Raw genomic sequence first — 12,777 nt, 5'->3', positions numbered from 1 at the left:
GTGGTTGTTCACAACGGCTGGTCAGACCGGGTCGCGCAGCTGGTCCGGGCCACTTCGTCGGCGCGGCGGGGGTCTTCACATCCGTACGCCGTCGTTCAGGGCCCTGAGTTCCCCCGCATTGAAGCGTGTTGACCAAGTCCCGACAACACCTGATGCCCAACAGCACCGCACCCTGGCCGAGTCACGACGCGTCTGCCTCAAGTCACGTTGTTCTTCCGGGCGTTGTGCGTGAAGATCCGGATGGTCACTACAGATCGCCACACGCAGCCGCGGAGTGGTTCCACTGCCGAGCTGATCATCTGCGGCGGGAGGAGGCGGGTGACCCCGGCGTCCACGCCACCGACCCGCCGGCGCCGAGGGCCGCGGTTGGGGCCACCTGCTCGCGGGGAGGAGCGACCTGTCGGGCAGGGGCTGAGCGCTCACGATCGGGCAGCGTGACGAGTGCGGCCGCGGACCGCGTGGCCGCCGGCGGAAGCGCTGCGGATCCCCCGCCACCTGCTGGATTCCGGGACACCCGCCACCCCACGTGCCCCGGACCCAGGCCGCCGAGCCCGATGGCCGGGCCGTTGTCCACAGCCTCGTCGGACTGTCACTGCTCGCCAGTAGGGTGTGAGACATGGCCGACCCCTCCAGCTACCGCCCCAAGCCGGGACAGATCCCCGACTCTCCCGGGGTGTACAGGTTCCGTGACGAGCACCGCCGGGTGATCTACGTCGGAAAGGCGAAGAGCCTGCGCCAGCGCCTGGCGAACTACTTCCAGGACCTGGCGGGCCTGCACCCGCGCACCCGCTCGATGGTCACCACGGCGGCGTCCGTGGAGTGGACCGTGGTGTCCACGGAGGTCGAGGCCCTTCAGCTGGAGTACTCCTGGATCAAGGAGTACGACCCCCGGTTCAACGTCAAGTACCGCGACGACAAGAGCTACCCGTACCTCGCGGTGACGATGAACGAGGAGTTCCCGCGGGTGCAGGTGATGCGCGGTCACAAGAAGAAGGGCGTGAGGTACTTCGGGCCGTACGCGCACGCGTGGGCGATCCGCGACACCGTCGACCTCCTCCTGCGTGTCTTCCCGGTCCGCACCTGCTCGGCCGGCGTGTTCAAGAACGCCTCCCGCACCGGCCGCCCCTGCCTGCTCGGCTACATCGGCAAGTGCTCCGCGCCCTGCGTGGGACGGGTCTCCGACGAGGAGCACCGTGAACTGGCCGAGGAGTTCTGCGACTTCATGACCGGCCGCACGGGCACCTATCTGCGCCGCCTGGAGAAGCAGATGATGGAGGCGGCTGATGAGATGGAGTACGAGCGGGCCGCCCGCCTGCGCGACGACATCGAGGCCCTGAAGAAGGCCATGGAGAAGAACGCGGTCGTGCTCGCCGACGCGACCGACGCCGACCTCATCGCGGTCGCCGAGGACGAGCTCGAAGCGGCCGTGCAGATCTTCCACGTCCGCGGCGGCCGGGTGCGCGGCCAGCGCGGCTGGGTCACCGACAAGGTGGAGGAGATCACCACAGGCGCCCTCGTCGAGCACGCCCTCCAGCAGCTCTACGGCGAGGAGACCGGGGACGCCGTGCCCAAGGAGGTCCTCGTCCCGGCCCTGCCAGACCCGCTGGACCCGGTGCAGGAGTGGCTGACGGGCCGCCGCGGCTCGAACGTCTCGCTGCGCATCCCCCAGCGCGGCGACAAGCGAGCCCTCATGGAGACCGTCGAGCGCAACGCCCAGCAGGCGCTCGTCCTGCACAAGACCAAGCGCGCCTCCGACCTGACCACGCGCTCGCGTGCCCTGGAGGAGATCGCCGACGCCCTCGACCTCGACAGCGCCCCGCTCAGGATCGAGTGCTACGACATCTCCCACCTCCAGGGTGACGACGTCGTGGCCTCCATGGTCGTCTTCGAGGACGGGCTGCAGCGCAAGAGCGAGTACCGCCGCTTCCAGATCAAGGGCTTCGAGGGCCAGGACGACGTCCGCTCCATGCACGAGGTGATCACCCGCCGCTTCAAGCGCTACCTCGCCGAGAAGGAGAAGACAGGCGAGTGGGCCGACGGCGAGGACACCGGCGCGCCCTCCGAAAGTGACGGTCCCCTCACCACCTCCGATCCCCTCACCGGCACCGCCTCCGCCCCGCTCGCCGACAGCTTCAAGGACGACGAGGGCCGCCCCAAGCGCTTCGCCTACCCACCCCAGCTCGTCGTCGTCGACGGCGGACAGCCGCAGGTCGCGGCCGCCCAGCGGGCCCTGGACGAGCTCGGTATCGACGACATCGCCGTCTGCGGTCTCGCCAAGCGGCTGGAGGAGGTCTGGCTGCCCGGCGAGGACGATCCGGTCGTCCTGCCCCGCACCAGCGAGGGCCTCTATCTGCTCCAGCGGGTCCGGGACGAGGCCCACCGCTTCGCGATCACCTACCAGCGCACCAAGCGAGCCAAGCGTTTCCGGTCGAGCCCGTTGGACGACGTGCCCGGCCTCGGTGAGACTCGCAAGCAGGCGCTGATCAAGCACTTCGGTTCGGTGAAGAAGCTGCGATCCGCGACAATCGACCAGATCTGCGAGGTCCCGGGCATAGGCCGCAAGACGGCCGAGACGATCGCCGTGGCCCTCGCCCAGGCGGCCCCGGCCGCACCCGCCGTCAACACGGCGACTGGAGAGATCATGGAAGACGAGGAATCCGATACGACGGCGGAGACCTCGGGGGAGTCCGTGTCCGCGGGCGCCCCGGACGAACGACGGGGGCAGGAGAGATGAGCGAGCACGACACACAACCCACGGCCGACCGAGATCGACAGGCTCGGGAAACCCACAAGAACGGCGGCGAGGATCTCACCCAGCAGCACGCACGCCAGGAAGACGGAGCACAGGTGAGTACGGGTATCGACTCAGCAGGGGTCCCCGAAGCGGCCATCCCCGAGCTGGTGATCATCTCCGGCATGTCCGGGGCCGGCCGCTCGACGGCCGCCAAGTGTCTGGAGGACCTCGGCTGGTTCGTCGTCGACAACCTCCCGCCCGCGCTGATCCCCACCATGGTGGAGCTCGGCGCCCGCTCCCAGGGCAACGTGGCGCGGATCGCGGTGGTCGTCGATGTCCGTGGCCGGCGCTTCTTCGACAACCTCCGCGAGTCCCTCTCCGACCTCGACACCCGGGGTGTGACGCGCCGGATCGTGTTCCTGGAGTCCTCGGACGACGCCCTGGTGCGCCGCTTCGAGTCGGTGCGCCGCCCGCACCCCCTCCAGGGCGACGGCCGTATCGTCGACGGCATCGCGGCCGAGCGCGAGCTGCTGCGCGAGCTGCGCGGCGACGCCGACCTGGTGATCGACACCTCCAGCCTCAACGTGCACGAGCTGCGGGCCAAGATGGACGCCCAGTTCGCCGGCGAGGAGGAGCCCGAGCTGCGGGCGACGGTCATGTCCTTCGGCTTCAAGTACGGCCTGCCGGTCGACGCCGACCTGGTCGTGGACATGCGGTTCCTGCCCAACCCGCACTGGGTCCCGGAGCTGCGCCCCTTCACCGGCCTCAACGAGGAGGTGTCGGCGTACGTCTTCAACCAGCCCGGCGCGAAGGAGTTCATCGACCGCTACTCCGAACTGCTCCAGCTCATCGCGGCCGGATACCGTCGCGAGGGCAAGCGGTACGTGACCATCGCGGTCGGCTGCACCGGCGGCAAGCACCGCTCGGTCGCCACATCCGAGAAGCTCGCGGCGCGCCTGGCCTCCCAGGGCGTGGAGACGGTGGTCGTGCACCGGGACATGGGACGGGAATGACCGGACGTACTCCGCGGCTGAGCAGGCTGCGCCGGGCCGTGCCCGAGTCGCGTGCCGCCCGGCCCGTCGAGGCCCGGGGCGCCAGGCCCCGCCGCCGGGGCACCCAGCCCAAGGTCGTCGCCCTCGGCGGCGGCATGGGCCTGTCCGCCTCGCTCGCCGCGCTGCGCCGGATCACCGGTGACCTCACCGCCGTCGTCACCGTGGCCGACGACGGCGGCTCCAGCGGCCGCCTGCGCGACGAACTGGGCGTGCTGCCGCCCGGTGACCTGCGCAAGGCGCTGGCCGCGCTGTGCGGCGACGACGACTGGGGGCAGACCTGGTCCCGCGTCATCCAGCACCGCTTCCACTCCAAGGGCGACCTGCACGACCACGCGGTCGGCAATCTGCTGATCGTCGCCCTGTGGGAGCAGCTCGGCGACCACGTCCAGGCCCTCGACCTGGTCGGCAAGCTGCTCGGCGCGCACGGGCGGGTGCTGCCCATGTCCGCCGTACCGCTGGAGCTCCAGGCCCTGGTCAAGGGGCACGACCCGGACCAGCCCGAGGCCGTCGACACCGTCCGCGGCCAGGCCAACGTCGCCCTCACCCCCGGTGAGGTGCAGTCGGTGCACGTCGTGCCGTCCGACCCGCCCGCCGTGCCGGAGGCCGTCGCCGCCGTCCGGGACGCGGACTGGGTGGTGCTCGGCCCCGGCTCCTGGTTCTCCTCCGTCATCCCGCATCTGCTCGTGCCGGAACTCCTGGACGCCCTCACCGAGACGAAGGCGCGCCGGGTACTCTCCCTGAACCTCGCCCCGCAGCCGGGAGAAACCGAAGGCTTCTCACCGCAGCGTCATTTGGAGGTTTTGGGACGACACGCCCCTAAACTCGCCCTGGACGTGGTGCTGGCCGACGAGGCCGCCGTGCCGGACCGGGATGTGCTCACCGAGGCCGCCAAGCGGCTCGGTGCCGCGGTCGAGCTGGCCCCGGTGGCCCGGCCGGACGGGACGCCCCGGCACGACCCGGAGCTGCTCGCCGCCGCGTACGACCGTATTTTTCGGATGCATGGAAGGATCGGCCCATGGCGATGACGGCAGCGGTGAAGGATGAGATCTCCCGGCTCCCCGTCACCCGGACCTGCTGCAGGAAGGCGGAGGTCTCCGCCATTCTGCGGTTCGCCGGCGGCCTCCACCTGGTCAGCGGGCGCATCGTGATCGAGGCGGAGCTGGACACCGCGATGGCGGCCCGCCGGCTCAAGCGGGACATCCTGGAGATCTTCGGCCACAGCTCCGAGCTGATCGTGATGGCGCCGGGCGGGCTGCGTCGCGGCTCGCGCTATGTCGTGCGCGTGGTCGCGGGCGGTGACCAGCTGGCCCGCCAGACCGGCCTGGTCGACGGGCGCGGCCGCCCGATCCGCGGCCTGCCCCCGCAGGTGGTCTCCGGGGCCACGTGTGATGCCGAGGCCGCCTGGCGTGGTGCCTTCCTGGCGCACGGCTCGCTCACCGAGCCCGGCCGCTCCTCCTCCCTCGAAGTGACCTGCCCGGGCCCCGAGGCCGCGCTCGCCCTGGTCGGCGCGGCGCGTCGGCTGTCGATCGCCGCCAAGGCCCGCGAGGTGCGCGGCGTGGACCGCGTGGTCGTCCGGGACGGCGACGCGATCGGCGCACTGCTCACCCGCCTCGGCGCGCACGAGTCGGTGCTGGCCTGGGAGGAGCGCCGGATGCGCCGCGAGGTCCGCGCCACGGCGAACCGTCTCGCCAACTTCGACGACGCCAACCTCCGGCGTTCCGCGCGCGCGGCCGTCGCCGCCGGCGCCCGCGTCCAGCGTGCCCTGGAGATCCTCGGCGAGGAGGTCCCCGAGCACCTCGCCGCCGCCGGACGCCTGCGCATGGAGCACAAGCAGGCCTCCCTCGAGGAGCTGGGCGCGCTCGCCGACCCGCCGCTGACCAAGGACGCCGTCGCCGGCCGGATCCGCCGACTGCTGGCCATGGCCGACAAGCGAGCCCAGGACCTCGGCATTCCCGGCACGGAGGCCAACCTCAGCGAGGAGCTGGCGGACAATCTCGTGAGCTGAGTGAAAGATCGTCAACCTGCCCGTGCCGACGTCCACTTGGGCGTCGGCACCGGTGTTTGTCGGTCTTTGCGGCACTCTTGACTGGGCCGTGAAGTGGCATGAGCCTGGCAGTCATTCGTCACTGTGGCGAATCACTGCTAGGGGGGTTCATGAGACACAGAGCGAGATCGATCCTCGCTGTCGGCGCGCTCCTGATAGGCGGAGCGAGCATCGCACCCATCGCCCAGGCCCAGCAAGGAAGTTCGCAGGAGACCGATCCGAACGAGGTCAAGGTCTTCCGCGCCGAGGTCACCAAGAAGCAGATACCCCTGCTGCTGGAGGCCGGCCAGGACGGGCACGAACTCAGTGAACAGGCGCCCGAGAAGGGCACGGCCACCGTCGAGGTCTACCTCACCGACGACCAGGCCGAGAAGTTGGAGAAGAAGGGCGTCGAGCTCACCGAGCACGACCTGTCCGCCAAGGCCGAGGACCGCACCGCGAAGGCCGCCGAGGGCGTGTACCGCCCGTACAGCGGAAGCGGCGGCCTCAAGGAGGAGATCGTCCGCACCGGACAGGAGAACCCCGGCCTCACCAAGGTCGTCTCCATCGGCAAGACGGTCGGCGGACAGGACATCCTGGCCGTCAAGCTCACCAAGAACGCCAAGAAGACCAAGGACGGCTCCAAGCCCGCCGTCCTCTACATGTCCAACCAGCACGCGCGCGAGTGGATCACGCCGGAGATGACCCGGCGCCTGATGCACCACTACCTGGACAACTACAAGACGGACAGACGCATCAAGAAGATCGTCGACTCGACCGAGCTGTGGTTCGTCCTCTCGGCCAACCCCGACGGCTACGACTACACGTTCCAGGACTCCAGCACCCGCCTGTGGCGCAAGAACCTGCGGGACATCAACGGCGACGGCACCATCAGCACCGGTGACGGCGTCGACCTCAACCGCAACTTCGCCTACAAGTGGGGCTACGACGACGAGGGTTCGTCCCCCAACCCCACCAGCGAGACCTACCGCGGCGCGTCCCCGGCCTCCGAGCCCGAGACCAAGGCGATCGACGCCTTCCAGAAGCGCATCGACTTCACCTACGGCATCAACTACCACTCCGCCGCCGAACTCCTCCTCTACGGAGTCGGCTGGCAGGTGGCCACCGACACGCCCGACGACGTCATGTACAAGGCGCTCGCCGGCACCCCCGACAACTCCGCGATCCCCGGCTACCACCCGCAGGTCTCCTCGGAGCTGTACACCACCAACGGCGAGGCGGACGGCCACGCGTCGAACGTCAACGGCCTGGCGATGTTCACGCCCGAGATGTCGACCTGCCAGACCGCGTCGAACATCGACCCGAACGACCAGTGGAACGCCAGGGACTGCCAGTCGGTCTTCAACTTCCCGGACGACGAGAAGCTGATCCAGGACGAGTTCGCCAAGAACATCCCGTTCGCGCTCTCGGTCGCCGAGTCCGCCGCCAGGCCCGACCAGCCCAAGTCCTCGGTCGGCCTGAAGGCAGCCGACTTCACCACGGACCCCTTCACCACGTCGTACTCCCGCGGCGCCGACCAGGAGGTCTCCGTCGTCGTACGCAAGTCGGTGCGCGACAAGGAGCTCAAGTACCGCGTCAACGGCGGCCGTACGCACGACATGGCCCTGCGGCCCTGGAAGGGCGGCCAGACGTACGGCGGTGAGGACAACCTCTACTTCGACGAGTACCGGGCCAAGGTCGCCGACGGCGACGTGGGCGACAAGGTCGAGGTGTGGTTCACCGGCGAGACGAGAAGCGGAAAGCCCGTCTCCAGCGCGCACTTCACGTACACGGTTGCCGAACGGCCGCGCGCGGACGTCCTCGTCGTCGCCGAGGAAGGCGCCACCGCCACGCACGCGCAGAAGTACGTCGACGCGCTCAAGGCCAACGGCCACCGGGCGGTCGTCTGGGACGTCGCCACGCAGGGCGCACCCGACGCGCTCGGCGTGCTGGGCCACTTCGACACCGTCGTCCACTACACGGGCGCGAACGTCCCGGGCAACGCCACCCAGCTCCAGCTGCGCGCCTACCTCAACGAGGGCGGCAAGCTGATCGAGGCGGGCGAGCAGGCCGGCGGCAACGTCGACCTCGGCGGCGGCACCCTGTCGGACGACTTCAGCCAGTACTACCTGGGCGCCTACTCCCGTACGTCGATTCCCGGGGCCACCGGCTTCACCGGCTCCGGCGGGCTCGGCGGCTTCACCGGCGCGCTCGGCGACGCCACCGGCAACCCGCTCGACAAGGCCGGGACCTACAGCGTCACTTCCGACGAGCTCCCCGCCGACCAGTACCCGCAGTTCGCCAGCGCGGGCGCCGGCCAGTTCGCCGGGACCGTCAACCCCTACGGCCCGTACGCCGGTTCCTCCATGGTGGCCGCCGTCCACACCGACGACGCCTACAAGCGGCTGACCAGGACCGTCGACCTCACCGGAGTGACCGCGGCCCAGAAGCCCACCCTGCGCACCCAACTGCTGTGGGACCTCGAACCCGGCTACGACAACGTCCTGGTCGAGGCCCACACCACCGGGGCCGAGGACTGGACGACCCTCCCCGAGGCGGGCGGCGCCACCAGCACCACCGTCCCCGCGGACTGCGAGGCCGGCTTCTACGCGGGTGAGCACCCCTGGCTGAACCACTACCTCACCGTGGCCACGAGCGGATGCACCGCGAGCGGCACCAGCGGCCAGTGGAACGCCCTCACCGGTGCCTCCGAGGGCTGGAAGCAGGTCGAGTTCGACCTGAGCGCGTACGCCGGGAAGTCGGTCGAGATCTCGCTCGCCTACGTCACCGACCCGAGCACCGGCGGCCACGGCGTCCTCGCCGACGAGGCCGCGCTCGTCGTCGGCGGCACCGCCACCGAGACCGAGGGCTTCGAGACCTCGCTCGGCGCCTGGAGCGTGACCGGACCGCCCGCGGGCAGCCCGGCCGTCCTCAAGGACTGGACGCGCACCGGAACCCTGTTCCAGACCTACGGCGCGACCACGACGGACGACACGGTGCTGCTGGGCTTCGGCCTGGAACACGTCACCGCGGCGGCCGACCGCAAGGCGCTCATCGGAAAGGCCCTGGACTCACTTGACGACTGACACGCCGAGGTCAACCGCGTATGACGCAGGGTGACCAAATCGAGTGATCCGGCCTTCAAGCCGGGGCGGTCCGTACCCCTACTGGCGGGTACGGACCGCCGTGCCGTGTATGAGGCATCTGAATGTCACCACGGCGGCTTCAGAGAGGTAGGGTCGTAGGCGGTCGGGGACATCCCAAACAGAGCTCGCCGGCACCGCATGGCCGGCGTACCAACGAGGAGATCGGTTCGTGACGATCCGCGTAGGCATCAACGGCTTCGGTCGTATCGGTCGCAACTACTTCCGCGCGCTGCTGGAGCAGGGTGCTGACATCGAGATCGTGGCTGTCAACGACCTGGGTGACACCGCGACCACCGCCCACCTGCTGAAGTACGACACCATCCTGGGCCGCCTCAAGGCCGAGGTGTCGCACACCGCCGACACCATCACCGTCGACGGACACACCATCAAGGTCCTGTCCGAGCGCAACCCCGCCGACATCCCGTGGGGCGAGCTGGGCGTCGACATCGTCATCGAGTCGACGGGCATCTTCACGAAGAAGGCCGACGCCGCCAAGCACCTCGCCGGCGGCGCCAAGAAGGTCCTCATCTCGGCTCCGGCCAAGGACGAGGACATCACCATCGTGATGGGCGTCAACCAGGACAAGTACGACCCGGCGAACCACCACGTCATCTCCAACGCCTCCTGCACCACCAACTGTGTGGCGCCGATGGCCAAGGTCCTCGACGAGAACTTCGGTATCGTCAAGGGCCTGATGACGACGGTCCACGCGTACACCAACGACCAGCGCATCCTGGACTTCCCGCACTCGGACCTGCGTCGCGCCCGCGCCGCCGCCGAGAACATCATCCCGACCACCACGGGTGCCGCCAAGGCGACCGCGCTGGTCCTCCCGCAGCTCAAGGGCAAGCTGGACGGCATCGCCATGCGCGTCCCGGTCCCGACCGGCTCGGCCACCGACCTGGTCGTGCAGCTGCAGCGCGAGGTCACCAAGGACGAGGTCAACGCCGCGTTCAAGAAGGCCTCCGAGGACGGCGACCTGGCGGGCTACCTGTCGTACACCGAGGACCCGATCGTCTCCTCGGACATCGTCAGCGACCCGGCCTCCTGCACCTTCGACTCCTCCCTGACCATGGTCCAGGAGGGCAACTCGGTGAAGATCCTCGGCTGGTACGACAACGAGTGGGGCTACTCCAACCGCCTCGTCGACCTCACGGTCTTCGTCGGCAACCAGCTCTGATATATCCAGAGCAGGCGCATTGATGTGAGTCAGGGCTCGGGCGGCGCAGGGACGCGCCGTCCGAGCCCTGACGCGCGTGCAGAACAGACCTGTTGGATCACGAGCGCTTCCGAGCGATCACGAGAGATCACGAGCCCTCCTCAGGAGTCCCCTTCATGAAGACGATCGACGAACTTCTCGCCGAAGGCGTCGCCGGCAAGCGGGTCTTCGTCCGCGCCGACCTGAACGTGCCGCTGGACGGCACCACGATCACCGACGACGGCCGTATCCGCGCCGTCCTGCCCACCGTCAAGGCGCTGGCCGAGGCGGGCGCCCGCGTGGTCGTCGCCTCGCACCTGGGCCGCCCCAAGGGCGCCCCGGACCCCGCCTTCTCCCTCGCCCCGGCCGCCGCGCGCCTCGGGGAACTCCTCGGCGCCGACGTGGCGTTCGCGACCGACACGGTCGGCGAGTCCGCCCAGGCCGTGGTCGCGGGCCTCGCCGACGGTCAGGTCGCGGTCGTCGAGAACCTCCGCTTCAACGCCGGTGAGACCAGCAAGGACGACGCCGAGCGCGGCGCCTTCGCCGAGCAGCTCGCCGCCCTCGCCGACGTCTACGTCGGTGACGGCTTCGGCGCGGTGCACCGGGGGCACGCCTCGGTGTACGACCTGCCGGCCAAGCTGCCGCACTACGCGGGCCACCTCATCGCCACCGAGGTCGCCGTCCTGAAGAAGCTCACCGAGGACGTCAAGCGGCCCTACGTCGTCGCCCTCGGCGGCGCCAAGGTCTCCGACAAGCTCGCCGTCATCGACCAGCTGCTCGGCAAGGCCGACCGGCTGCTCATCGGCGGCGGCATGGCGTACACCTTCCTCAAGGCCAAGGGCTACGAGGTCGGCATCTCCCTGCTCCAGGCGGACCAGATCCCGGCCGTCACGGAGTACATGGAGCGCGCCGAGAAGCTGGGCGTGGAACTGGTGCTCCCGGTCGACGTCCTGGTCGCCGGGGAGTTCCCGGACCTGAAGACCAAGGCGCCGGCCAACCCCACGACCGTCGCCGCGGACGCCATCCCCGCCGACCAGGAGGGCCTGGACATCGGTCCGGAGACCCGCAAGCTGTACGCCTCGAAGCTCACCGACGCCGCGACCGTCTTCTGGAACGGTCCCATGGGCGTCTTCGAGCACCCCGACTACGCCCAGGGCACCGCCGCGGTGGCCCAGGCACTCATCGACTCGGACGGTTTCACCGTCGTCGGCGGCGGTGACTCCGCCGCGGCCGTGCGCACGCTCGGCTTCGACGAGAACGCGTTCGGCCACATCTCGACCGGTGGCGGCGCCTCCCTCGAATACCTCGAGGGCAAGACGCTCCCCGGCCTCGCCGCACTGGAGGACTGACCCTTTATGGCTGCTTCTAATTTTTCTGGGCGCACGCCGCTGATGGCGGGCAACTGGAAGATGAACCTCAACCACCTCGAGGCCATCGCCCACGTCCAGAAGCTCGCCTTCGCCCTCGCGGACAAGGACTACGAGGCCGTCGAGGTCGCCGTCCTTCCGCCCTTCACCGACCTGCGCTCCGTGCAGACCCTGGTCGACGGCGACAAGCTGAAGATCAAGTACGGCGCCCAGGACATCTCGGCCCAGGACTCCGGCGCCTACACCGGCGAGATCTCCGGCCCGATGCTGGCCAAGCTGAAGTGCACGTACGTGGCGATCGGCCACTCCGAGCGCCGCCAGTACCACGCCGAGACCGACGAGATCGTCAACGCCAAGGTCAAGGCCGCCTACAAGCACGGCCTGACCCCGATCCTGTGCGTCGGCGAGGAACTGGAGGTCCGCGAGGCGGGCAACCACGTCTCCCACACCCTCGCCCAGGTCGAGGGCGGTCTGAAGGACCTCCCGGCCGAGCAGGCCGAGACCGTGGTGATCGCCTACGAGCCCGTCTGGGCCATCGGCACCGGCAAGGTCTGCGGCGCCGAGGACGCCCAGGAGGTCTGCGCCGCCATCCGCGGCAAGATCGCCGAGCTTTACACCCAGGAGCTGGCCGACAAGGTCCGCATCCAGTACGGCGGCTCGGTCAAGTCCGGCAACGTCGCCGAGATCATGGCCCAGGCCGACATCGACGGCGCCCTGGTCGGTGGCGCGTCGCTGGACGCCGACGAGTTCGTCAAGATCGTGCGGTTCCGCGACCAGTGAGTATGCGGTAGCGGCGATCCGTCGTACCCTTGCGGGGGCGCAGCCACGGTGCTGTGCCCCCGTCGTCCATCCGAATCCGAGGAAGTTGGTCCAGCCGTGGTTATGGGGTTCTCCATCGCCCTGATCGTCTTCAGCCTGCTGCTGATGCTGCTGGTGCTGATGCACAAGGGGAAGGGCGGCGGCCTCTCCGACATGTTCGGTGGCGGCATGCAGTCGTCCGTCGGCGGCTCCTCGGTCGCCGAGCGCAACCTCGACCGGATCACCGTAGTGGTCGGTCTGCTGTGGTTCGCGTGCATTGTCGTGCTCGGCATCCTGATGAAGGTGAACAACTGACCGGCACGCACAATCCGCACGTAAGGCCCCATGTTCGGTACGCGCAGCTGAGCGCGGCCTATCATGGGGCTTGCGTCTAGGTGTGAGGGCTCTGTAACTCCAATCACTGGACGCGCGTTGGGCCTTACGTAGACTGAGGCGCTC

9 protein-coding genes are annotated in these 12,777 nt (G+C 69.4%); all 9 read left to right on the top strand.

The annotated features are described in order from the left end of the window. The first annotated feature begins 616 nt into the window (after positions 1-616). The 9 genes from uvrC (at position 617) to secG (ending at position 12,633) form a co-directional block, all read left to right on the top strand. Positions 617-2,734, top strand: coding sequence for an excinuclease ABC subunit UvrC (gene uvrC, locus L0P92_RS14955; RefSeq protein WP_234763174.1), 2,118 nt, complete (start codon positions 617-619; stop codon positions 2,732-2,734). Next, the gene (gene rapZ, locus L0P92_RS14950) at positions 2,731-3,747 is read left to right on the top strand and encodes an RNase adapter RapZ (RefSeq protein ID WP_234763173.1); all 1,017 of its coding nucleotides are present in this window, start codon (positions 2,731-2,733) and stop codon (positions 3,745-3,747) included. Before uvrC ends, rapZ begins: the two co-directional genes overlap by 4 nt. Further along, on the top strand, positions 3,744-4,811 hold the full coding sequence (locus tag L0P92_RS14945; protein ID WP_234763171.1) for a gluconeogenesis factor YvcK family protein: 1,068 nt from the start codon (positions 3,744-3,746) through the stop codon (positions 4,809-4,811). Before rapZ ends, L0P92_RS14945 begins: the two co-directional genes overlap by 4 nt. Continuing rightward, a complete protein-coding gene (gene whiA / locus L0P92_RS14940) occupies positions 4,802-5,791 on the top strand; it encodes a DNA-binding protein WhiA (RefSeq protein ID WP_234763169.1) in 990 nt (329 codons plus the stop codon). Before L0P92_RS14945 ends, whiA begins: the two co-directional genes overlap by 10 nt. Before the next feature lie 149 nt (positions 5,792-5,940). Further along, entirely contained in the window at positions 5,941-8,895 is a 2,955-nt protein-coding gene (locus L0P92_RS14935; protein WP_234763168.1) for a M14 family metallopeptidase, read from the top strand. 229 nt (positions 8,896-9,124) lie between these two features. Further along, the gene (gap, locus tag L0P92_RS14930) at positions 9,125-10,135 is read left to right on the top strand and encodes a type I glyceraldehyde-3-phosphate dehydrogenase (protein ID WP_062713766.1); all 1,011 of its coding nucleotides are present in this window, start codon (positions 9,125-9,127) and stop codon (positions 10,133-10,135) included. A gap of 155 nt (positions 10,136-10,290) precedes the next feature. Next, positions 10,291-11,502, top strand: a complete 1,212-nt coding sequence (locus tag L0P92_RS14925) for a phosphoglycerate kinase (protein ID WP_234763167.1) — start codon at positions 10,291-10,293, stop codon at positions 11,500-11,502. 42 nt (positions 11,503-11,544) lie between these two features. Next, on the top strand, positions 11,545-12,300 hold the full coding sequence (gene tpiA, locus L0P92_RS14920) for a triose-phosphate isomerase (RefSeq protein WP_234763165.1): 756 nt from the start codon (positions 11,545-11,547) through the stop codon (positions 12,298-12,300). 102 nt (positions 12,301-12,402) lie between these two features. Then, complete coding sequence (gene secG, locus L0P92_RS14915) at positions 12,403-12,633, top strand: preprotein translocase subunit SecG (protein WP_009300451.1); 231 nt, start codon at positions 12,403-12,405, stop codon at positions 12,631-12,633. Positions 12,634-12,777: the final 144 nt, after the last annotated feature.

This window comes from Streptomyces muensis, from assembly GCF_021474425.1.
Lineage (GTDB): Bacteria > Actinomycetota > Actinomycetes > Streptomycetales > Streptomycetaceae > Streptomyces > Streptomyces muensis.
Note: the sequence above shows the minus strand (reverse complement) of the source record. Positions and strands in the feature narration are given on the sequence as shown.